This is a genomic window from Campylobacter sp. BCW_6871 (genome assembly GCF_001762325.1).
Lineage (GTDB): Bacteria > Campylobacterota > Campylobacteria > Campylobacterales > Campylobacteraceae > Campylobacter_D > Campylobacter_D jejuni.
In genome coordinates this window covers 83489-106743 of sequence record NZ_MJWQ01000018.1, presented here as the reverse complement: position 1 = coordinate 106743, position 23255 = coordinate 83489, and the positions used below count along the sequence as shown (strand labels likewise).

Here is a 23255-nt window from a genome sequence, read left to right as displayed (position 1 = left end):
GGTAAATATGAGAAAAATTTTACTTCAAATTTTTATTTTTAGTGTATTATTTATAGTAATTTTTACCATTAATCGTATTTTAATGCAAAATTCTTTTATCCCTACTGGTTTAATTAGTGATAAAAATGAAATCTTTTTAATGTTTCTTTTAGGTATTTTTCATGATATAAGATTTTTAAGCGCAGCATTTTTGCCACTTTTACTTTGTGGTTTTTTAAGTTTAATTTTTTCTAATATAAAAATAAATAATAAGTTAGTAATATATAGTAAAAATTTTTATTTCATTTTTTCAAGCATTTATATAATTGTTCTTTCTTGTCTTTGTATAGGATTTTCTTATGCAAAATACTATTATTACGAAATTTATAAGACTAAACTTGATATTTTTATGTTTACTCTAAAAGATGATAATACAAAAACTATTTTAAGTATTATTTATCATGATTATCCAATTTTAAAAATTTTAGCTTTAATGTTGATTTTTGGAATTTTTTGTATTTTTTTAAATTTGAAAATATTAAATTTAAAGTTAAAACCTATTAATTTAAGATTGTTTCCCTTGATAGCTTTAAATTTAATATTAATTATTGTTTATGTTATAGCCTTAAGGGGTCCATTTAAGCACGTGGCTATAAATGTACAAAATTATTCTTTTAGTGAGTATAGTGTTGTAAATGATACAATGTTAAATCCAATTATGGCATTTTCTTGGGCTTTAAAACAATATAAAGAAGAAGCGGCTTTGAAGGTTATCACACCTTTGAAAGCACAAGAACTTAAAGAAAAACTTTTTGATTATTTGCATCAAAGTCCTATAAATCTAAAAGCTGAAAAGAATCATCCTAGTGTATTTGTTAACTTAATGGAAAGTTTTGGGCTTAATTTGGCTGATTTTACAAATACAGAACATAATTTTTTGGGTTCGTTAGATAAACATTTTAAGCAAGATTTTTTATTCAAACGTTTTTTGAGTTCTAGTAATGGAACTATACCAAGTTTTGCAAACTTATTTTTTGTAAGTCCATTTTCTAATATTTCTACAAGTAAATTTCAGAAAACTTATTTAGATTTAACACCTATTGCTGTTTATAAGAAAGCAGGATATAAGGTGATTTTTGTAAGTGCAGGTAATGGATCTTGGCAAAATATTAAAAATTATCTCAGTATTTTGGGAGTAGATGATATTATAGATGAAAATATTTTAATGAAAGAGTATAATGGAGCAAAAGATAGCGAAAATGGTTATGGGATTGCTGATGAGTTTTTATATAAAAAAGTTTATGACTTACTTCAAAAAAATCCACACAACACCCTTATAATTGCTCTTACTATTTCTAATCATCCACCTTATAAAATTCCGCAAAATGATTTGCCAAAATTACAAAACATTCCACAAACTTTGCTTAATATGCTTCCTTATGAAAAAGATAAACAAGACAATATTATCAAAGCTTATGTTTATGCAAACAATGAATTTGGAAAATTTCTAGATAAAATAAAACAGAGTTCTTTTAAAGATAGTGTCATTATAGCAGCAACTGGAGATCATAGAGTACGCGAAATGAGTATGGATTTAAATTCCCAAAAAGCTTTTGCTTATAGCGTGCCTTTTTATCTTTATATTCCTAAGGATTTGCAAGATAATATTTATTATGATAAGAATCGTATAGGATCTCATAAGGATATTTTTCCAACTCTTTATGCTTTAAGTTTAAATAATGTTAAGTATTTAAGCGTAGGCGGAAGAAATATGTTAGCAAGACCAAGTGATGAGAAATTTGAATTTGGGATCAACGATGCTGTATGGATTGATAAAAATGGAGTATATAGCGGTGCTAAGGGGTATTATTTTGAAAATAATAATACCTTAAAAGATACAAATCATGCCTTTGAGCTTGATGAATACCATAAAAATTTCGCTCAATTTTATAAAGAATTAAATCTTTATCAATTAAGTCAGCGTTTAGGATTGGTAAATTAAGGTTTATATTTTTTTTTAGTAAAAAAGTGCTAAAATTTGGCCTTTAAAGTATAAAGGTTTAAATGATGCAAAATATCCATTTTATCGGTATAGGCGGTATAGGAATTTCCGCTTTAGCAAGATTTTTAAAAGAAAAAGGCTTTAAGATTAGTGGGAGTGATCTTAAGGAAAGTAAAATTACTAAAGAACTTGAAAAAGAAGGGGTTAAGGTCAGTATCCCTCATCATAAAGACAATATTTTAAACAAAGATTTAGTTATTTACTCTGCTGCAATTAAAGAAGAAAATCCTGAATTTAAACACGCTAAAGAATTAGGCATTAAATGTCTTTCGCGCAAGGAGGCCTTGCCTCTTATTTTAGAAGATAAGTGTGTTTTTGCAGTTGCAGGAGCACATGGAAAAAGCACAACTTCAAGCATTTTAGCTTCTTTGCTTGATGATGCTTCTGTGATTATCGGAGCAATTTTAAAAGAATTTGGTTCAAATATGATTTATAAAGAAAGCCAAAACCTTGTTTTTGAAGCTGATGAGAGCGATAGTTCTTTTTTAAATTCAAATCCTTATTTGGCTATAGTTACCAATGCAGAAGCAGAGCATTTAGATCATTATGGCAATGAAGTTTCAAAACTCCATCATGCTTATGTGGAGTTTTTAGATACGGCTAAAATTCGCGTGATTAATGCTGAAGATGAGTTTTTGAAAAATTATAAAAATGAGTCAATCAAGCTTTATCCGAGCAAAGATATCAAAAACTGCACCATGTGTATAGAAAATTTCAAACCTTTTACAAGCTTTGAGTTGAAAGATTGGGGTGAATTTAAGGTTTTTGGCATGGGATATCATTTAGCCCTTGATGCGTCTTTGGCGATTTTGGCGGCTTTAAATTTCTTAGATATAGAAACGATAAGAACTAGGCTTAAAAATTATCAAGGTATTAAAAAGCGTTTTGATATTTTACATGCTGATGAAAATTTGGTTTTAATCGATGATTATGGTCATCATCCTACCGAAATAAAAGCGACTTTAAGTGCAGCACAAGAATACGCAAAATTAGGTGGATATAAAAAAATCACAGCCATTTTTGAACCCCACCGCTACACGCGTTTAGCTGCAAATTTAAAGGAATTTGCAAAGGCTTTTGAAGGTGTTGATGAGCTTGTAATTTTACCTGTTTATGCTGCAGGAGAAGAGCCTATAGAGCTTGATTTAAAAGCGGTTTTTCCTAAGGCTTTATTTGTAGAAGATATTAAAAGAGAGGGTAAATTTTTGGTGGCTTCTAAGGGGCAGGTTTTTGAAGAAGGGCTTATTATAGGTTTTGGCGCAGGAGATATCAGCAACAAATTAAGGCAAAAGAATGAGTAGGTTTTTTTTATATCTTTTAATCATCTTAATTTTAGCCTTAATCACTTTTGCTTTGCGTGAAAAATTAGGCAAAAAAACTAAACCTTTTTTTGGTATTTTACTTGTGATTTTTATTGTTTTAGCAGTATTTTTTGAATTTGAAAATACGCAAAAAAGTCGTTTAAGAACAGATATTATCGTAGCTTTTAATCAAAATAAAAATATTTTATGTAAAGATATCAATGTTTCTAAGGCGTATTTTAATTATGAATTTGGAACAGGAAGTTTTATTTCAAAGGATAATAATCAAAGTTTTAATTCTTTAATCATAGATATTAAAGATTGTAGGTTAAATGATGAATGATACAAAAGAAGAATTGATCTCAAAGCTTGATTTAAACAGCTATTTAGAAGAGTTTAAAGCCCTTTTTGCAAGAGATAAGGAGATTTTTTTACAAGGAGATTCTAATCTTCATTTTAAACGCATACATGAGCTTTGTGAGGTGGAATTTCCTACTATGCCAGAGCTTAGCAATCTTGATAAAGCCTTAGTACATTTAAGTAAGCAAGGAATTTTGCATTTAGATGAAATTTTTGAATTTGTAAAAATTTTTCGTTATTTTGAAAAGCTAAAAAAAATAAAACTAGGAACAAATTTAGACTCTTGGCTACAAAAGATAGAATTTGTTAGCGGGGCTTTGGAGCTTTGTTTGAATTTCGATGAGAAAGGGGAATTAAAAGAAAGTTTAGATGAAAGACTTGTAAATCTTAATGCCGCTTTAAGATTGAAAAACGAAAGCATAATAGCTGAGTTTAAGAAATTTTGCTATACAAAAGCTTTAATGCCTTATCTTATCGATACGCAAATCCATCTTATAAACAATCTTGAAGCCTTGCTTGTAAGAGGCGGGTTTAATCACGCTATTAAAGCAAAAATCATAGGTAGAAGTAGTGGCGGCGGCTTTTATATCGTGCCTTTAAGTGTTGAAAATTTGCAAAATGATATAGAAAAAATCAAAAATCAAAAAGAAGAAATTTATTATGAATACGCTAAAAATTTCTCAGCTTTTTTAGCAAAAAACCTACCTTTTTTAAAATTTATCAATACAGCCTTTGATCTTTTTGATCATTATAGTGCTAGGGTTTTGCTTGCTAAAAAAAGGGATTTTGAATTTGTTTTGTGTGATCAAAGTATGGATTTGGTTCTTAAAAATTTCGCCCATCCTGCTTTAAAAAATCCAAAAAGCGTGAGTTTGGAATTTAAAAAACAAGTTTTAATCATCACAGGGGTAAATGCAGGTGGAAAATCCATGCTTTTAAAATCCATGCTAAGCGCAGCATTTTTAGCTAAACATCTTTTGCCTATGCATATAAAAGCAAGTGAAAGTAAAATCGGTACTTTTAAAGAATTTGATGCCATCATAGAAGATCCGCAAAATGTTAAAAACGACATTTCAACTTTTGCAGGAAGAATGTTGCATTTTTCTAGACTTTTTTCTAAGAAAAATTTGCTTTTAGGTATCGATGAAATAGAGCTTGGAACAGATTTTGAAGAAGCGGCTTGTTTGTATAGCGTGTTAATTTCAAAACTCATAGCTAATAATCTTAAAATCATCATCACCACGCACCACAAACGCCTTGCTATGCTTTTAGCAAAGAATGAGCAAGTTGAACTCATCGCTGCTTTATATGACGAAGAGCTTTCACGCCCAAAATATGAGTTTTTAAAAGGTACTATAGGAAAATCTTATGCCTTTGAAACGGCTTTGCGTTATCAGATTCCGCCGAATTTAGTTAGCGAGGCTAAAAAGCTTTATGGCGAGGATAAAGAAAATTTAGAAGAGCTTGTGGGTAAAAATATCAATCTTGAATTAGAACTAAAAGCTAAGCTTGAAAATGTCGAGAAAAAAGAGCAAAAAGTCGATGAAATTTTACTTTCTTTAAAAGATCAAAAAGAAAAAAATGAACAAGAATTTCGTACGAGTTTGAGAAATTTAGAATTTAAATTTCATAAAGCCATAGAAGAAGCTAAAAAAACTATACAGCTTAAAGACACAAAAGATAAGCAAAGAAGTCTTAATAAAGCCAATGAGCTTAAAAAAGAAATCATTTTGCCAAGTATGGAGCAAAACGAAGAATTGCGTGTGGGGGATTTTGTAAAATATGAAAAAATTAAGGGTAAAATCATAAGCATTTCTAAAAACGATGCTATGGTTGAAAGCGATGGGATCAAACTTCGTGTGCCTTTAAAACTGCTTAAAAAAAGCACTCCTACACCTAAAATAAGTCCAAAAACAAGCATTAGTGTGGCAAAACCGACTAATCTTAGCGTTAGCTTGGATTTGCACGGGCTTAGGAGTGATGAAGCTATTTCAAGGCTTGATAAATTTATTTCAGATGCTTTGCTTGCAGGATTTGATGAGGTTTTGATCTATCATGGCATAGGCACAGGAAAGCTTGCCTTTGCGGTAAGAGAGTTTTTAAAAACTCACAAAAGTGTCAAAGGCTTTAATGACGCACCGATCAATCAAGGTGGCTTTGGTGCTAAGGTGGTGAGATTATGAAAAACATTATGATATTAAGCGGAGCGGGTTTGTCTGCTCCAAGTGGGCTTAAAACTTTTAGAGATAATGATGGACTCTGGGAAGAATACGATGTTATGGAGGTTTGCTCTGCAACAGGTTTTAGAAAAAATCCTAAAAAAGTACTTGATTTTTACGATGCAAGAAGGGCACAACTTCAAAATGTAAAGCCAAATCATGCTCATGAAAAAATCGCACAATTAAAAGAAAAATGGGGTAAAAATCTTTTTGTCATCACGCAAAATGTAGATGATTTGCTAGAGCGTGCAGGGTGTAAAGATGTAGTACATTTGCATGGCTTTTTGCCCGAACTTCGCTGCTTAAAATGCGAAGAAATTTTTAATATAGGCTATGAAAAAATCACAGATAAACAATGCCCAAAATGCAAAAGCAAGAATTTAAGACACAATATAGTTATGTTTGAAGAGCAAGCTCCTGCTTATGCTACGCTTTATTCTTTGTTAAATCAAACTTCGCTTTTTATCAGCGTAGGCACAAGTGGGGCGGTTTTGCCTGTAGGGCGTTATGCTTCAATGTGCGAAAAAAGTATTTTAAATATCTACGAAAAAGATGCAAATTTAGAGCGGTATTTTGATAAAATCTATATAGAAGATATTATAAGCGCTATTGATAAAATCGCACTTGATATAGAAAATTTTATGAAAGATGGTAATGTTTGATTCTTTTTTAAGTGGAGTTTTTTTGGGCTTTGGAGTGAGTGTGCCTTTTGGACCTGTAAATATTTTGATTTTAACTTATGCACTAAAAGCTTTTAAAAATTCCATAGCTGTAGGACTTGGAGCATTTAGTATAGATATGCTTTATCTTTTTTTGCTTCAATTTGGGCTTTTAAATTTCTTAGACAATGTTATTTTTATGCGTTCTTTGGCGATTTTTGGTTTTTGTTTTTTAACTTATATGGCGTACTTGATGCTAAGAAAAAAGAAAGAAAGCTTAAATTTAGAGCATAAAGAATTTAAAGAAAGTCTTTTGAAAAGTTATATTAAAGGAGCTTTTTTAAATGGTTCAAATCCTTTTGTGATAGGATTTTGGCTTAGTGCTGCAAGCGTGGTTTTAAGTAGTGATCATGCTTATTTGATGACTTTAGGGCTTGTTGTGGCTATACTTTTTTGGGTAAGTGCTTTAGCTTTTGTGGTGGCAAGATATAGTCATGTTTTTAGTGCAAAAGTTGTTTTTATAATCAATATAATTTCAGCTATAATTATAGAGTATTTTGCTCTTAATTTATTATATAAAACTTTCTTAGGATAAAAAATGAATGCAAAAGAATTTTTAATCGAACTTTTAAAATTTAAATCTGTTACGCCAAATGATGATGGAGCTTTAAATTTCATCGCTATGGAACTGAGTGATTTTGAAGCTTTTTTCATAGAAAAAGAAGGCATTAAAAACCTTTTACTCACTAAAAAATTTAAAGATGAGGGTGAGCATTTAGCTTTTGGTGGGCATGTAGATGTAGTGCCTGCAGGCGAGGGTTGGAGTAGTGATGCTTTTGTGCCTATGGAAAAAGAAGGCTTTATCTATGCAAGAGGTGCTCAAGATATGAAAAGCGGAGTAGCGGCTTTTGTAGATGCGGTAAAGAATGCGGATTTTAAAGGAGCTAGACTGAGTCTTATTTTAACAAGTGATGAAGAAGGTGAAGCTATATATGGAACTAAGGCTGTTTTAGAATGGATGCAAGAAAGAGATATGCTACCTGATTATGCTGTGGTTGCCGAGCCAACCTGTGTTAAAAAAATTGGTGATAGCATTAAAATAGGGCGTCGCGGTTCTATCAATGGAAAACTTTTAATCCGTGGAAAACAAGGGCATGTTGCTTATCCTGAAAAATGTATCAATCCTGTGCATGATTTTGCACCAGTTTTAAAGCTTTTAGCGGGTTTTGATCTTGATCCTGGAAGTGCTGAATTTAGTCCTTCAAAAATCGTTATAACTGATATTCGCGGAGGTATGGGGGTGTGTAATGTTACGCCAAATGATTTAAAACTTATGTTTAATGTTCGCAATTCTCCTGATACAAGCTTAGAAGATGTAAAAAACTATGTAGAAAAAATTTGTCATGGTTTAAACTATGAGTTAGAGCTAAAACAATCAAGCGAAGCTTTTTTGACAAATATCGATAATAAAATCGTTCAAAAAATGAATGAAAGCGTTCAAAAAATCACTCATGAAGTACCAGAGCTTAATACCAAAGGCGGTACAAGTGATGCAAGGTATTTTGCAAAATACGGTGTAAAGGTAGTGGAATTTGGGGTTTGCAATGATAGAATTCACGCTATTGATGAAAGAGTAAGTATAGAAGAATTTGAAAAACTTTGCCTTGTTTTTAAAGACTTGATAGAAAATTTTTAAAGGTTTAAAATGATTATCAATGGACAAAAGCTTGAGTTAAAAGAGCTTAAATTTATGGATTTTATCAAAGAAAAAGGCTTGAAAATAGAACTTATAGCTTTAGAATTAAATGGAGAAATCATACCAAAAAGCGAATTTGAAAATTTGATTTTAAAAGAAAACGATAAAGCCGAAATCGTAAGTTTTGTAGGGGGTGGATGATGAGAGTGAAATTCAATGGCAAAGAACTTGATACAGACTTTAAAACAAGTTTGGAATTTTTTGAAAATATCAGCAAAAATGAAAATGATGTTTGGATTATCAATGGTTTTGCAACAAAAGAAAATATCGCTTTAAATGAAGATGATGAGCTTTTTTGTATAGAAAGAAACTCTTTGCCTCCAAAAGATGCACTAGATGCTATGATGAGAGCAAGACACACTCCAAAGCTTCACGATAAACTTAAAAATGGTAGTGTGGCGGTGTGTGGTTTAGGTGGGCTTGGATCGCATATAGCGATAAATTTAGCAAGAAGTGGAGTGGGGTATTTAAAGCTGATTGATTTTGATGTGATTGAGCCTAGTAATTTGAATCGTCAAGCTTACCGTGTAAGTGATTTGGGTAAATTTAAAACCGAAGCTTTAAAAGAGCAAATTGGCGAGATTAATCCTTATATTAGCGTTGAAATTTGCACTTTAAAAATCGATGAGGATAATTTAAAGTCTTTGTTTAAAGATATAGATATAGTTTGCGAAGCCTTTGATAGTGCTATCGCAAAAGCGATGATGGCGCAAAATTTTCATAGATTTTACAAAGATAGTATTTTAATCTGTGCTTCAGGACTTGCAGGCTATGGTGATAGCAACAGCATACAAACAAGAAAAATTGCTAAAAATTTCTATGTGTGTGGGGATTTGGTAAATGGTGCTAAGATAGGAAATGGACTTATGGCACCAAGGGTAAATATTTGTGCAGGGCATCAAAGCAATCTTGTTTTAGAGCTTTTAGCAAATAAGGAGTAAAAATGCAAGAAAATTTAAAAAATGATAAATTAAAAATAGGCAAATACGAGTTTGATTCAAGATTTATTTTAGGTTCTGGAAAATATTCGCTAGAGCTTATAAAATCAGCCATAGAAGAAGCCAAAGCACAGATCATCACTCTAGCCTTACGCCGTGCAAATACAGGTGAAATTGCTAATATACTTGATTATATCCCTAAAAATATCACACTTTTACCCAACACTTCAGGTGCAAGAAACGCCGATGAAGCTTTACGCATTGCAAGGCTTTCAAGAGAGCTTGGTTGTGGAGAACTTATCAAGATAGAAGTGATAAGCGATAGTAGGTATTTGCTGCCTGATAATTATGAAACGATTAAAGCTTGTGAGCTTTTAGCTAAAGAGGGTTTTACACCCCTACCTTACATGCATGCTGATCTTTACACAGCTAGAGCTATGCGTGATGCAGGAGCTGCGGCTATCATGCCTTTGGCAGCGCCTATTGGGAGCAATAAAGGCTTATGTGCTAAGGAATTTATACAAATTTTGCTTAATGAAATTGATTTGCCTATCATTGTAGATGCGGGTATTGGAAGTCCTGCACAAGCTTGTGAAGCTATGCAAATGGGAGTAAGTGCGGTGATGGTAAATACAGCCATAGCTGAAGCTAAAGATATAGCTTTAATGGCTAGAGCTTTTTCTTTGGCAGTAAATGCAGGAAGAGCGGCTTTTTTAGCAGGTTTGGCAAGTGTGAGCGAGGCTAAAGCAAGTTCCCCATTAACAGGCTTTTTAAGGGATTAAGGATGAAATTTATAGATTTTTGTAGCGGTATTGGCGGTGGGCGACTTGGCTTGGAAAAAGCGGGATTTACTTGTATAGCTTTTAGTGAGATTGACAAGGCTGCTATAAAAACTTATAAAAGATTGTTTGATACTAAAAATGAGCTTGAATTAGGTGATTTAACTAAAATTAATCCTGAAATTTTACCTGATTTTGATTTATTAATTAGTGGTTTTCCTTGTCAAAGTTTTAGTATCGTTGGTAAAAGAGAAGGTTTGGATAATAAAGAAAAAGGACAGATTATTTTTTATTTAGCGGATATTTTAAAGATAAAACAACCTAATTTTTTTATACTTGAAAATGTAAAAGGTTTATTAAATCACGATAAAGGGCAAACATTTCAAAAAATTTTAGAACTTTTAAAGTCTTTAGATTATGAAGTAAGCACAAAGCTCTTAAATAGTCTTGATTTTTCTTTGGCTCAAAGCAGAGAAAGGGTTTATTTTATAGGAATAAAAAAATCTTTAAATAAGATTTTTAAATTTGATTTTAAAGAAGAAAAAAAGCCTAACATAAAAGATTTTTTAAATCCTAATGATGAGAATATTTTAAATAAAAACAAATATGAAACTTTTTTAAGATATTTACAAAATAAATACAATAAAAATCGTTTTCGTTTAGAAGAATTATTAAAAAATGATTTTTTGATACTAGATACTAGACAAAGTGATTTAAGATGTTATCAAGATAAAATTCCAACACTTAGAAGAGATAGGCAAGGAATTTTATATGTTTATAATAAAAATCTCTATATCTTAAGCAAGATTGAAGCATTAAAACTTCAAGGTTTTGGAAAAATAAATAATTTAGAAGATAAAATAAAAAATATAAAACAAAGCGATATATTAAGACAATGTGGCAATGCAATGAGTGTTAATGTAATAGAATATATTGCTAAAAGTTTAAGGGAGCAAATTGATGAATAAGGTAGAGCTTGGTTCAAATACAGCTAAAAACGGTTTTAAAAATGAAAATTTCGTAGTTAATACTTTTAATAATTGGCAAAATGATACTTTGGCACAATCTTGGCTAAAAGCTATGAATTACAATATAAACGATATCCAAAATGTCAAAGCACAAAAAATTAAAGGGAGCTTTAAAGCTGATGTTCAAGTTGTTATTTTAGTTCAAATTAAATTACAGAATTTGCAAGATGTGCAAAATATACAAGTAAAATTAGTATCAAATCCACAAGGCTTTAATCAAGTTGATAAGAGATGGCTAAAAAATTATAATGAATTGTGGAATTTTCCTAGTGAGCTTTTGGAGATTTTACAATATTTTACGGGTGAAAAAAGTCCAAAAATAAAAAATCCTAAAGATAAAAGAAGAATGTTTTTAACTGAATTCACAAAAGAAGAGCAAGAGCAGGTTATAAACTTCTTTATTAAAAATCAAGCCTTGGTTGTTAATGATATTTTAAAAGGTAGAGGACAATTTGCTAGCGAATGGTTTTTAGTGATTTTAAAGATTGAAAAACAAGATTTAAAATGGCTTTTAAAACCTATTAATGAAGTGATAAATTTTTATAGCGGGGAAGTACTTATTACGGATAGGGGAAGTTTAAAAATCGGTAAGATTACTATGCAAAGAAAAGGTGGAGATAACGGAAGAATGAGTGCAAATATGTTGCAATTTAAAATTAATCCTTGTGAATTATTTACTGAAATTATTAAAAGGGATTGATCATGCAAGATTATATGCAGTATTTACCTCATATGCAGGAAATAAAAAGCGAAATTTTAAACAAGGTTTTAACCCAAGTTCAAAGTTATGATGAGAGTCAATTTAGCGCTAAAGATGTTAAAAATGCTTTAAATCAAACGCATTTAAACATAGAGCATTTAAAAGCCTTGCTTTCAAGTGCGGCAGAAGATTTCATAGAAGAATTAGCCTTTAAATCTGCCAAAGTCAAGCAAAAATATTTTGGAAATTCTATCTCTCTTTTTACCCCACTTTATTTGTCAAATTATTGTAATTCTAAATGTGTTTATTGTGGTTTTCAAAAAGGTAATAAAATCGCAAGAGCTAAGCTAAGTGAAGTTGAAATTCACGAAGAAATGCAAGCTATTGCTAAAAGTGGTTTAGAAGAAATTTTAATGCTAACAGGTGAGGGTAGGGAGTTTGCAAGTGTAGAATATATAGCAAATGCTTGCAAGATTGCTAGAGAGTATTTTAAGGTTGTAGGCGTTGAAATTTATCCTATGAATGTGGAAGAATATAAAATTTTACATGAAAAGGGTTGTGATTATGTGACTGTTTTTCAAGAAACTTACAATCCTTTAAAATATTCTAAAATTCATTTAGGTGGTGAAAAACGCATTTTTCCTTATCGCTTTAATGCTCAAGAAAGAGCTTTAAAAGCGGGTATGCGTGGAGTGGCTTTTGCGGCACTTTTGGGTATAGATGATTTTAGAAAAGATGCCCTTGCTACGGCACTTCATGCGCATTTTTTACAACAAGCTTATCCGCATGCTGAAATTTCTATTTCAGTACCACGTTTAAGACCTATTATCAATAATGCTAAAATTCATCCTAAAGATGTGAGTGAAAAACGCCTTTTACAAGTACTTTGTGCTTATAGACTCTTTTTGCCTTTCGCGGGTATTACCATTTCAAGTCGTGAAAGAATAGGTTTTAGAGATGAGGTTATCAAGCTTGGTGCTACTAAAATGAGTGCAGGAGTGAGTGTGGGCATAGGTGAACATAAGGGCGAGAAAAAGGGTGATGAGCAGTTTGAAATTTCAGATGATAGGAGTGTGGATGAAATTTTAGCTATGCTTAAAAGATCAAATTTGCAAGCTGTGATGAGCGATAGTATTTATGTGGGATAAAAAAATCATTGCTATAAGCGATAGAAAATGTGTGCAAATAGACTTTTTAAAGCAGATTGAAAAACTTACTAAGGCTAAGGTAGATGCTATAGTTTTAAGAGAAAAAGATTTAAGCGAGTTTGAGTATTATGATTTAGCAAAAGAAGTTTTAAGCATTTGCACAAAGCAAAAAGTGACTTGTTTTTTGCATTCTTTTGATAAGGTTTGTTTAAAATTGGGACATCGTTATTTTCACGCACCGCTTTCTTTGTTAAGAAAAGAGCCTAAATTAATAAAATGTTTTCATATACTTGGCACTTCAGTCCATAGTAAAGAAGAGCTTTTAGAGGCGATGAGTTATAAGGTAAATTATGCTTTTGTAGGGCATATTTTTGAAAGTTCTTGTAAGGCGGGTTTAGAACCTAAAGGGCTTGATTTTTTAAAATCTCTGCTTGAATTTAGTCAAATTCCACTTTATGCTATAGGCGGTATCAATGCTCAAAATATGGAAAATTTTAAAGATATAAATATAGCAGGCGTTTGTATGCGTGAAATTTTAATGAAAGAAAAAGATTTAAAAACATATATCCAAGTTTGCAAAGAAAGATTATCTTATGAGTAGTATTCAAAAAAAGATTTTTTGGCTTAATTTTTTCATCGTTGTGATTGTAGCTTTTAATCTGCGTGCTCCTATTACCGCTATAGGACCTATAATAGATGTGATTAAAGATGCGTATGGGTTAAATTCTACTTTCGCAGGAGTGCTTACAAGTTTACCTTTGATAGCCTTTGGAAGTATTTCTTTTATAGTGGGATATTTTTCACCTATTAGGGCTATTATCGTGGGGATTTTTTTGATCTTTATTGGCGAAATTTTGCGTTCTTATACAGGGATATATGGCTTATTTTTGGGTATGTTAGGCATAGGTTGTGGTATAGCAATCGCTAATGTTTTATTGCCTAGTTTTATTAAAGAAAAATTTCCTAAAAAAATAGCAAGTATGATGGGGGTTTATAGTCTTATTTTAAGTATTTCTTCTATAGCAGGGGTAGCTTTAGCTATACCTTTACTTAGCGTGTTTGATTTAGCAGGTGCTATGTTTTTTTGGGCGATTTTTTCTTTTGTAGCTTTGGTGGTTTATTATCCTCAAGCCAAAAATGGTAGATTTTTTCGTGCTAAGAAAAAAAGTTCTAAAAAAATCAATCTTTTTACAAATGCAACCACTTGGAAGATCACTCTTTTTATGGGATTTCAAAGTTTTTTAGCTTATTCTTTGTTTTTTTGGTATGTTCAAATCGTTGTAGAAAAAGGTTTTGATAAAGAATTCGCTACAAATATGGTTCTTTTTGCTCAGCTTGTTGCAGCCCCAGTGTCCCTTTTTGGCCCATTGCTTTTAGGAAAATTAAGGCAAAAATTACATACTCCTTATATAGCAAGTTTATGTAGTATGTATGTAATCGCTTTTGCCATGCTTTTTGTTTTTGATAGTAAAACTTCTATTATTATTAGTGCTTTTATCATGGGCTTTCCATGGGGTGGGGTTTTTGGTATTGCATTGCTTTTTATCGCACAAAAAAGCTCTAATGCTCAAATAGCAGCGAGACTTTCTGCTTTAGCTCAAGGTTTTGGGTATTTAATCGCAGCACAAGGGCAGTGGATTATAGGCTTTTTACATGATAAATTTGAGAATTTTTCACTTGCTATTTTGATGTTGATTTTTGTAGGGATTTTGGTAAATATCTTTGGATATTTATCGTATAAAAGCCAAGTTATCAGATAGTGCTTTTTCTAGTAAAATATCCCCACCATTTTTTTGTGCTATATTTTGCAATCTTGTGGAAATATCTTCTAAGTTAAGTTTTAACATTGCTTTGAAAAAATCATCAAGATTGATCGAATCTTGCGTGAAAATTTGACATAAAGCTTGATCTTGTAAAAATTTAGCATTAAAGTATTGATGATTTTTAGCTGCATGAGGATAAGGTATGAAAATAGCAGGCAAGGTGTTAGCACAAAGTTCAAAAAGGGTGCTTGCACCTGCTCTTGATATAGCTAGATCTGCATTTTTCATTTTTTCTTCCAAATTTGAACTAAAGTCAAAAACATCAGCTTGGATATTTAAGCTTTGGTAGTGTTTTTTGCATTTTTCAAAATCATTTTTTCCACATTGATGGATGATTTTGATATTTTGTTCTTGAAGCTTTGGGGCGAGATTTAAAGCTAGTTCGTTTATAAAACTAGCTCCTTGTGATCCTCCTAGGAAAATAATATTTTTTAATTCTGTGCGAGTCCTAGCATTATCAAAAAATTTATTTGCCACAGGATAAGGACTAAATTCTTTTTCAAAGGCGCTAAAAAATTTTGTAGCGAAAGGTTTTAAAAGCATGTTTAAAGAGCCACTTTTTGAATTTTGCTCGTGTATAAAAAGAGGCAAATGTGAGAATAAAGCCGCAAAAGATGCAGGAGCTGCACTATATCCACCTACACTAAAAACGGCTTGGATGTGGTATTTTTTAAAAATTTCTCTACAATCTTTGGAGAGTTTTAAGGTGTGGAGTAAAGAACTGATTTTGCCAAATTTGCTTTGATTAACCACTCCTTTAGAGCTTAAAAAAATTTTTTCCTTAAAGCGTACTTCATTTTCAAACCAAGCTTTATCTTGACCATTTTGACTGCCTATATATATACATTCTATATTTTTTTTAATCGCACTTTCTAATAAGCAACGCACTATGGCTAAATGCCCTCCAGTTCCGCCACCTGTTAAAGCTATTGTCATAATTTAACCTTTTTTGAAATCATTAATACATATCCTATGCCTATGCAAATTGCCCACATTGAACTTCCTCCATAGCTTAAAAGTGGAACCGCTACACCTTTTAGTGGAGTAAGAGAAATAATACCAAAAGCATTCATAAAGAAAGAAAAAAGTAAAAGTAAGGCTATGCCTGAACAAAAAATAAAATCTTGTTTAGCTTCGCATCTTCCTGCAATTCTAAAAATTCTTAAAATCATCCAAAGATAAATATAGCAAATAACTCCAAGACCTAAGAGTCCTATTTCTTCAGTAATTCCTGAAAGAACAAAGTCAGTATGCACTTCACTTAAAAAGCCTAATTTAAAAGTTCCAAGTCCTAGGCCTTCACCAAACATTCCTCCATGGGCTATAGCATTTAAAGAGTGCGAAATCTGATAAGGTTCGCTGTTGCTACTTACTCTCAAAGCATTTGCTAGCCAATCAGGAAGCATAGGTAAAAAAGCATCTTGTATATTCCCCCACCAAGAAGCGATTCTTTGAATTCTTCTTTGGTTGCTAAAAATTACCATTATACCTATCATCATAATGATTAAAGTTCCAAAAGCAAAAAGCCTTTTACTAGCTCCTGCAAAAAAAGCTAAAGCTAGAATCAAAAAGAAAGAAATTACGCTTTGTCCTAAATCATTTTGAGTGATATAAATATATCCTATAACTATAGAAGCTAAGATACAATAAGGTAGAAGAATTAAAGCCTCGTGTCTGATAGCTTTTTTGCTATCATCAATACGCCTTGTATAGCTCCATGCTAAAAAATAAATCAATCCTATTTTAAAAAATTCCACAGGAGAGATAGAGAGTGGGCCTAAGCGTATCCAGCGTTTAGCTCCTCCGCTAGCTGTTGCTAATGCAGAAGGTAAAAATGGTAAAATGATAATAAAGATAAAAGAAATAATCAAAATAGCTAAAATAATTTTTTTAGAAAGTGCTTTATCAGGATCCAATCGAGAAATAAAAAACATTATAAGTATGCCACTAATTCCAAAAAAAAGCTGACGAATAAAAAAATGAAACTCGCTATAGTCAAGAAAAAGAACAGTAAAAGCTGTAAGAGAGTATGAAAATACTATTCCTATGGTGATTAAAATACAACTTAAATAAAATAATCTTTTATCAGCAACCATTATAATTATAACTTTTCTTTATTGGAATTAAAATTTTAAAAAGTTTTATTATAACTAAAATAAATTAAATTTTTTGCTAAGTTTTTGTAAGGAAAATTTGCTAAAATTAACAATAAAAATATAACAAAAAAGGCAAATTATGAATCAAATCCATAAAATTCTCATAGCAAATAGAGCTGAAATAGCTGTTAGAGTAATCCGTGCTTGTAGAGATTTACATATTAAAAGTGTTGCAGTTTTTACAGAGCCTGATCGTGAATGTTTGCATGTAAAAATTGCAGATGAGGCTTATCGCATAGGAACGGATGCTATAAGAGGATATTTAGATGTTGCTCGTATTGTCGAGATTGCTAAGGCTTGTGGTGCTGATGCGATCCATCCTGGTTATGGATTTTTAAGTGAGAATTACGAATTTGCTAAGGCTTGTGAAGATGCTGGAATTATTTTTATAGGTCCAAAATCTGAAGTAATCCATAAGATGGGAAATAAAAATATCGCTCGTAAGTTAATGGCTAAAAATGGCATACCTATTGTTCCAGGGACTGAAAAATTAAATTCCTATAGCATGGAAGAAATTAAAATTTTTGCTGAGAAGATTGGTTATCCTGTTATTTTAAAAGCTTCAGGTGGTGGAGGTGGACGCGGAATTCGCGTTGTTCATAAAGAACAAGATCTTGAAAATGCCTTTGAATCTTGCAAAAGAGAAGCTTTAACATACTTTAATAATGATGAAGTATTTATGGAAAAATATGTAGTTAATCCTAGGCATATAGAATTTCAAATTTTAGGAGATAACTACGGAAATATTATCCATCTTTGTGAAAGGGATTGTTCTATCCAAAGAAGACATCAAAAGGTAATTGAGATAGCGCCTTGCCCTGGAATTTCAGATAATCTTAGAAAAACCATGGGTGTTACAGCTGTGGCAGCTGCTAAGGCTGTAGGTTATACAAATGCTGGAACTATAGAGTTTTTGCTTGATGATTACAATCGCTTTTATTTTATGGAAATGAATACAAGAATTCAAGTTGAGCATCCAATTACTGAAGAAATTACAGGTATTGACCTTATTGTAAGACAAATTCGTATTGCAGCAGGAGAAATTTTGGACTTAGAACAAAGCGATATTAAACCTAGGGGTTTTGCTATTGAAGCTAGAATTACTGCTGAAAATGTATGGAAAAATTTTATTCCAAGTCCTGGAAAAATAGGAGAATACTACCCAGCTCTTGGACCATCTGTTAGGGTTGATAGTCATATTTATAAAGACTATACTGTACCGCCTTATTATGATTCCATGCTTGCAAAGCTTATTATTAAAGCAACAAGTTATGATTTAGCGGTTAATAAACTTGAGCGTGCTTTGAAGGAATTTGTGATTGATGATATTAGAACAACAATACCATTTTTAATTGCTATTACAAAAACAAGAGAATTTAGAAGAGGGTATTTAGACACCTCTTTCATAGAAACACATATGCAAGAATTATTAGAAAAAACAGAAGATCGTCATCAAGAAAATAAAGAAGAAGTTATAGCTGCAATAGCTGCTACGCTTAAAAAAATACGAGAAAGTAGAGAATAATAGATGGATTTTTTAGACAGTCTTAAAAGTATTAAAAAAGAAATGCAAGCTAACGCCAATACTCCAAAATTAGCGAAGAAATCAAGCAAGAGTGGTGCAAGTGTAAAAAATTTAGAAAAACTAGCTAAAGATATTCGCGAAAAAAATCAAGAAACAAACATAGATAAGGAAATGCAAGAAATTTTCTTAAAGCAAGAAAAACTACAGGATGAATTTTCCGAATTTATCAAAAATGCAGATATTAAGAAAATTTAATGCTTGAGATTGGTTTTTGTACTCTTGAAGATCAGTGTCCTTACTTAAAAGATAAACGCTCAAGAATAGAGTATAAATACATTGAAAATTGCCCTAAAGAAATCAATAATGGGCTAATAAAACGAGGTTGGCGTCGTTTTGGTAGGTATTTTTCACGCCCTATTTGTAAAGATTGTGATGAATGTTTAAGTCTTAGAATTTTAGTTAATGAATATAATTTTTCAAAAAGTGAAAGAAGGGTTATAAATAAAAATATTAACACCAAAGTTATGCTTAGAACACCCAATTTAAGCAATGAACATTTGTTTTTATATGATAAATACCATCGTTTTATGGAAGAAAAAAAGAACTGGAAGCGTTATGATTTAAGCTTTAAGCAGTATTATAATCTTTATGTCGATGGTTTTATGAATTTTGGATATGAGCTTGCATTTTATATAGAAGATAAGCTCGTTTGTGTTGATTTGATTGATATTTTAGAGGATGGAATTTCAAGCATTTATTGTTTTTATGATCCTGATTTTTCGTATTTTTCTTTGGGTAAATTTTCTTTGCTCAATGAAATACAAATAGCTAAAAAAATGAACTTAGATTATATTTATCTTGGGTATTTTGTAAAAAAGTGTCAATCTTTATCTTATAAAGCCGATTATACACCCAATGAAATTTTAAAAGGCACTAAAGAGCTTTTTGAAAATGAGGTTTTATGGGAGAAATAGATGCAAATCGTGCAAACTTTAGAAACTATCAATGTTAATACAGATGATATTAGCGTATTTCAGTATTTTAAAGACTTGATTACTAAAAATTTCACAAAGGTCATAGGACGAAAAAATAAAATTTTTTCTTTTTTTGAAGAAAATGAAATTCCACAGCGTCGTTATTTCTTAAAAGTTTTAGATCAAAAATATCGCAAAAGTACAAATGAAGGTATAGAGAATTTACAAGATGCTCATTTTAAAACTTTTAGATTAAATTTTGAGCAAAATAATATGCTTAAGCCTATGTTGTTTATCAAGATTGATTTTGCTGCGGGTAGAATTTTGATGAAGTTAAGCTCTAATGAAAAATTATTTGTTACCTATATAAGAAATTATTTTCAAGATCATAATATAGAATATAATGAAATGACAAATATTCTAATTTTAGAATATAAAAACGAGAATACTCTTGAACTTTTTGAAGCTTTTGCAGATGAGAGCGAGCATTTAAAATATTGCGTGAATTTTGAAGTTGACCGAGAAGAGTATAAAAAATTTCGCCAAAATATTCACAATAAAGAAAATATGAAATGGAAATTTAATGCTTTAGCTAAGCTTTTTAGTAATTATTTTAATACTTTAGAATGTACTCCGCAAAATGATCTTAGTGAAATCAGACAAAAATATTTGATTTTGGTAAAACTTTATCATCCTGATTTTCATCAAGGAAAAAGTGCAATAGAAAAAGCTTACGCAAGAGAGCAATTTGAAAAAATACAAATTGCCTATGATAACTTAAAAGCGCTTTATAAGAATAATACTTAAAAAAATTAAATTAATCATTTTGGTTAATTTAATTTTTCTCTCTCATAAATTTTTCTTAATTTGCTATCTAGCTTAAAACAAAATTTAAAAAGTGCAGGTACTACGAGTAAGGTAAGCAAGGTCGAACTTATAAGTCCAAAGATAATGGCTATTGCCATAGGAGAATTAGCTTCATAGCCCGCACCCCTTGAAAGAGCGAGTGGGAGCATGGCAAAAATCATAGCAAAAGTTGTCATCAATATAGCCCTTAAGCGTGATTTTCCAGCGATTAAAAGAGCTTTATCGGGATCTAAACCTTCATGACATTTTTTATTAGCTACATCCACAAGCAAAATAGCATTTTTCCCCACCATACCAAAAAGTAAGATGATGGCAATAAGTACAAAAAGCGAAAAATTATGCCCCGTGATAAAAAGCCCTATAGAAGCTCCGCCAAAGGCTAAAGGCATGGTTATCATGATGATTAAAGGCAGAATAAAACTTTCATAAAGTGCGGCTAAAACAAGATAAATTAAAACAAAAGCAAGTACTACTGCCATAGCAAAACCTTGCACGGTTTCACCTAAAAGATTGATAAAGCCTGAAAAAGCATAGCTAAGACTTGCATTATTATTTAAAATTTTATCCATATTATCTAGTAAAAGTTTTTGCACCGCTCCTAAGGAAAGATCATTTACTCCAGCTGTGATTTTCACAGAGCGGTTTTTATTGTAACGATTGATAGTTTTTAAATCCTTACTGTATATAAAATCCACCACGCTTGAAAGTTCTAAATTTACACCTTGGTTGTTTTTAATACTAATGCGTTTTAAAGCTTCTATGTCTTTTTTAAATTCTGGAGCAAAACTTAGGATAATATCATCTTTTGAATTGCCTCTATCCATACTTCCTACGCTAAGTTGCGAAAAAGAATACCCTAAAACCCCAGCGATATATTCAGGATTGACATCTAAAAGTTTAGCTTTTTCTTTGTTGATGTGTAAGGCTACTTCATCTTTTGTAGCATTAGCATTGTCGCTTATATCTACAATGCGTGCATTAGTGCCTAAAATTTCTTTTGCTCGAGAAGCAGCTTCTTTTAGAGTGTTTAAATCATCTCCTAAGATTAAAAACTGCACGGGATCATCAATGCCTGCACCCTCTATCTTTGGAAGTTCTAAAATTTTGATTTTTAAACTTTCATCTTGAAATTTTTGACGATATAAACTTACTATAGCACTTTGTCTTAAATTTCTTTCGTCTAAATTTTTAAGTTTAACATAAATTTTAGCCTTTGTAGCATCTTTGGCATCATCATAGCCTACAAGTAAAAAAGCGTATTTGACATTGCTATCATTTTTGATTTTTTCAAGCAAATTTAAACTTTTTTCTTTCATGGCTTCTAAACTTAAATCCTTTTTGCTTTCAAGTAAAACTTGAATTTCGCTATCATCTTCCATAGGTAAAAAATCAAGTCCTATACGGGTAGCTAAAGCAAAAGAAAGCCCTACAAAAACAAGAGTGGCTAGGATAAATTTTGCTTTATTTTGTAAAATTTTATAGAGTAAATTTTCATACTTTTGCTCTATTTTTTCAAAAAAAACTTCTGTTTTTTCATAAAACTTACTTTCTTTTGGATTTAAAAATCTTGCTCCAATACTAGGTATTAAAAATACAGAAACCAAAAAGCTTATCACTATCCCACTTGCAACGCTTATGCCTAAGGCATTGAAAAAAAGCCCTGGTATAGAGTTCATATAAGAAATAGGGATAAAAACACAAAGTAAAACTATACTGATGCTTAAAACGCTAAAACCTATTTCGTTGATACCTAAAAAAGCAGCTTGTAAAGGCGGATAAGTTTTTAGTTTTTTAGCAATATTTTCAATCACTACTATAGCATCATCGATAAAAATTCCTATGCTTAAGGTTAAAGCTATGAAAGTTAAGCGGTTTAAATCATAGCCTAAAAGATCGATAATAAAAAAAGTTGAAATGATAGAAGTAGGTATAGCTATGCAAGCAATGAGAGTTGCACTTAAATTTCTTAAAAATAAAAATACAATTACAAGGGTTAGAAAAATCCCCAAAACCATATCAAAAATCACTTGAGAAAGATGCTTGTGGATATTTAAGCTTTTATCGTAAAGCACATTAATGCTTATATCTTTTGGAATTTGTTTTTCTAAAATAGGCAAGGCATTTTTGACATTTTTAATCATTTCAAGGGTGTTATAATTTGTGATTTTTCCGAGTTCTAAAAGCACCCCTTCTTTACCTTCGTATAAAGCACTTTGTTTTTCATCTTCATAAAGGCTTGAAATATTAGCAATATCGCTTAAAAATACTCCTGTTTTTATGCGAAGATTGCTAAGTTCTTCTAAATTTGTGGCTTCAAAATAGCCTTTGATGATATAGTTATCTCGATTGTTATTAAGTTCGCCTAGGGCTTGTTTAAAATTTTGACTTTTGATGATATTTGCTACATCAAGGGCGTTAAGATTGTATTTTCTAAGTTCATTTGGTTTTAATTCTATGCGAATTTGGGGTTCTAAAAAACCCTTAGCTTCGATTTTACCTACTCCTTCAACTCTTTGCAAAAAAGGTTTTATTTTATCATTGATTTCGCGCATGAGTTGTAATTTATCTTTAGAATATAAAAAAAGCGAAATAGCAGAACCAGAATCTGAGCTGATTTTTTCAATTTCAGGCTTAGAAGGTAGGCTTAAAGTTCCTATTTTATCACGCACATCATTAGCAGCTACTTCAAGATTTTTACCTAGTTTAAACTCGACTACACTCACACTAAAATTATCATACGCAGCTGAGGTTATGGTCTTTACTCCATCAATCTCACTTAGAGCATTTTCTATTTCTTTAGTGATTTTTGATTCTACGAAATTTAAATCCCCATTTACCTTGCTTGTAATCTTTATAAGAGGTATGGAAACATTAGGAAATAAATTTACACTCATGCTAAAAGCAGAGATTAGCCCAAAAATCATAAGAGCTAAGAAAAACATTAGCACAGTAATTGGTCGGTTTATAGCTAGTTTAAACAT

At 31.2% G+C, this 23255-nt stretch carries 22 protein-coding genes; 19 read left to right on the top strand and 3 right to left on the bottom strand.

The annotated features are described in order from the left end of the window. Nucleotides 1-7 precede the first annotated feature (7 nt). From AJ930_RS01765 to AJ930_RS01695, 15 genes are all read left to right on the top strand, one after another. Nucleotides 8-1981, top strand: a complete 1974-nt coding sequence (locus AJ930_RS01765) for an LTA synthase family protein (protein ID WP_070274744.1) — start codon at nt 8-10, stop codon at nt 1979-1981. A gap of 62 nt (nt 1982-2043) precedes the next feature. Then, nucleotides 2044-3342, top strand: coding sequence for a UDP-N-acetylmuramate--L-alanine ligase (gene murC, locus AJ930_RS01760; protein ID WP_079860697.1), 1299 nt, complete (start codon nt 2044-2046; stop codon nt 3340-3342). Beyond that, nucleotides 3335-3685, top strand: coding sequence for a hypothetical protein (locus AJ930_RS01755; RefSeq protein WP_070274742.1), 351 nt, complete (start codon nt 3335-3337; stop codon nt 3683-3685). The genes murC and AJ930_RS01755 overlap by 8 nt, the downstream gene beginning before the upstream one ends. Beyond that, entirely contained in the window at nt 3675-5885 is a 2211-nt protein-coding gene (locus AJ930_RS01750) for an endonuclease MutS2 (RefSeq protein ID WP_079860698.1), read from the top strand. Before AJ930_RS01755 ends, AJ930_RS01750 begins: the two co-directional genes overlap by 11 nt. Then, nucleotides 5882-6583, top strand: a complete 702-nt coding sequence (locus AJ930_RS01745; protein ID WP_044779176.1) for an SIR2 family NAD-dependent protein deacylase — start codon at nt 5882-5884, stop codon at nt 6581-6583. Before AJ930_RS01750 ends, AJ930_RS01745 begins: the two co-directional genes overlap by 4 nt. Continuing rightward, nucleotides 6576-7175: a LysE family translocator gene (locus AJ930_RS01740; RefSeq protein WP_002861777.1), complete on the top strand. Its 600-nt coding sequence runs from the start codon at nt 6576-6578 to the stop codon at nt 7173-7175. The genes AJ930_RS01745 and AJ930_RS01740 overlap by 8 nt, the downstream gene beginning before the upstream one ends. Nucleotides 7176-7178: 3 nt before the next feature. After that, nucleotides 7179-8276 (top strand): succinyl-diaminopimelate desuccinylase, encoded by a 1098-nt coding sequence (dapE, locus tag AJ930_RS01735; RefSeq protein WP_070274740.1) that lies wholly within the window; start codon nt 7179-7181, stop codon nt 8274-8276. Nucleotides 8277-8285: 9 nt separating this feature from the next. Continuing rightward, nucleotides 8286-8477, top strand: a complete 192-nt coding sequence (thiS, locus tag AJ930_RS01730; RefSeq protein ID WP_002853007.1) for a sulfur carrier protein ThiS — start codon at nt 8286-8288, stop codon at nt 8475-8477. Continuing rightward, nucleotides 8474-9277: a thiamine biosynthesis protein ThiF gene (gene thiF, locus AJ930_RS01725; RefSeq protein WP_083263145.1), complete on the top strand. Its 804-nt coding sequence runs from the start codon at nt 8474-8476 to the stop codon at nt 9275-9277. Before thiS ends, thiF begins: the two co-directional genes overlap by 4 nt. Nucleotides 9278-9279: 2 nt before the next feature. Beyond that, a complete protein-coding gene (locus AJ930_RS01720; protein ID WP_070274739.1) occupies nt 9280-10056 on the top strand; it encodes a thiazole synthase in 777 nt (258 codons plus the stop codon). 2 nt (nt 10057-10058) lie between these two features. Further along, nucleotides 10059-11021 (top strand): DNA (cytosine-5-)-methyltransferase, encoded by a 963-nt coding sequence (dcm, locus tag AJ930_RS01715; RefSeq protein WP_070274738.1) that lies wholly within the window; start codon nt 10059-10061, stop codon nt 11019-11021. Then, nucleotides 11014-11781: a type II restriction endonuclease gene (locus tag AJ930_RS01710; RefSeq protein ID WP_070274737.1), complete on the top strand. Its 768-nt coding sequence runs from the start codon at nt 11014-11016 to the stop codon at nt 11779-11781. The genes dcm and AJ930_RS01710 overlap by 8 nt, the downstream gene beginning before the upstream one ends. 2 nt (nt 11782-11783) lie before the next feature. Then, nucleotides 11784-12929 carry a 2-iminoacetate synthase ThiH gene (thiH, locus tag AJ930_RS01705; protein ID WP_070274736.1) on the top strand — a complete coding sequence of 382 codons (1146 nt, stop codon included), beginning with the start codon at nt 11784-11786 and terminating at the stop codon, nt 12927-12929. After that, nucleotides 12919-13530, top strand: coding sequence for a thiamine phosphate synthase (locus AJ930_RS01700; protein WP_070274735.1), 612 nt, complete (start codon nt 12919-12921; stop codon nt 13528-13530). Before thiH ends, AJ930_RS01700 begins: the two co-directional genes overlap by 11 nt. Further along, entirely contained in the window at nt 13523-14689 is a 1167-nt protein-coding gene (locus AJ930_RS01695; RefSeq protein WP_070274734.1) for an MFS transporter, read from the top strand. The genes AJ930_RS01700 and AJ930_RS01695 overlap by 8 nt, the downstream gene beginning before the upstream one ends. Here the strand turns inward: AJ930_RS01695 and murG are convergent. Further along, nucleotides 14660-15688 (bottom strand): undecaprenyldiphospho-muramoylpentapeptide beta-N-acetylglucosaminyltransferase, encoded by a 1029-nt coding sequence (gene murG, locus AJ930_RS01690; RefSeq protein ID WP_070274733.1) that lies wholly within the window; start codon nt 15686-15688, stop codon nt 14660-14662. The genes AJ930_RS01695 and murG overlap by 30 nt on opposite strands. After that, complete coding sequence (gene ftsW, locus AJ930_RS01685) at nt 15685-16848, bottom strand: putative lipid II flippase FtsW (RefSeq protein ID WP_002853553.1); 1164 nt, start codon at nt 16846-16848, stop codon at nt 15685-15687. The genes murG and ftsW overlap by 4 nt, the downstream gene beginning before the upstream one ends. A gap of 139 nt (nt 16849-16987) precedes the next feature. Between ftsW and AJ930_RS01680 the strand changes: the two genes are divergently transcribed. The 4 genes from AJ930_RS01680 to AJ930_RS01665 are packed head-to-tail and all read left to right on the top strand — an operon-like array spanning nt 16988 to nt 20214. Then, entirely contained in the window at nt 16988-18433 is a 1446-nt protein-coding gene (locus tag AJ930_RS01680) for an acetyl-CoA carboxylase subunit A (RefSeq protein WP_002856595.1), read from the top strand. A gap of 3 nt (nt 18434-18436) precedes the next feature. Beyond that, nucleotides 18437-18688: a hypothetical protein gene (locus tag AJ930_RS01675; protein ID WP_002870577.1), complete on the top strand. Its 252-nt coding sequence runs from the start codon at nt 18437-18439 to the stop codon at nt 18686-18688. Then, nucleotides 18688-19407, top strand: a complete 720-nt coding sequence (locus tag AJ930_RS01670) for an arginyltransferase (protein ID WP_002870578.1) — start codon at nt 18688-18690, stop codon at nt 19405-19407. The genes AJ930_RS01675 and AJ930_RS01670 overlap by 1 nt, the downstream gene beginning before the upstream one ends. Next, nucleotides 19408-20214 carry an adenylosuccinate lyase gene (locus AJ930_RS01665; protein ID WP_002861764.1) on the top strand — a complete coding sequence of 269 codons (807 nt, stop codon included), beginning with the start codon at nt 19408-19410 and terminating at the stop codon, nt 20212-20214. It abuts the gene before it with no gap. A gap of 23 nt (nt 20215-20237) precedes the next feature. Here AJ930_RS01665 and cmeF read toward each other — a convergent pair whose 3' ends face one another. Continuing rightward, the gene (gene cmeF, locus AJ930_RS01660; RefSeq protein ID WP_070274732.1) at nt 20238-23255 is read right to left on the bottom strand and encodes a multidrug efflux RND transporter permease subunit CmeF; all 3018 of its coding nucleotides are present in this window, start codon (nt 23253-23255) and stop codon (nt 20238-20240) included.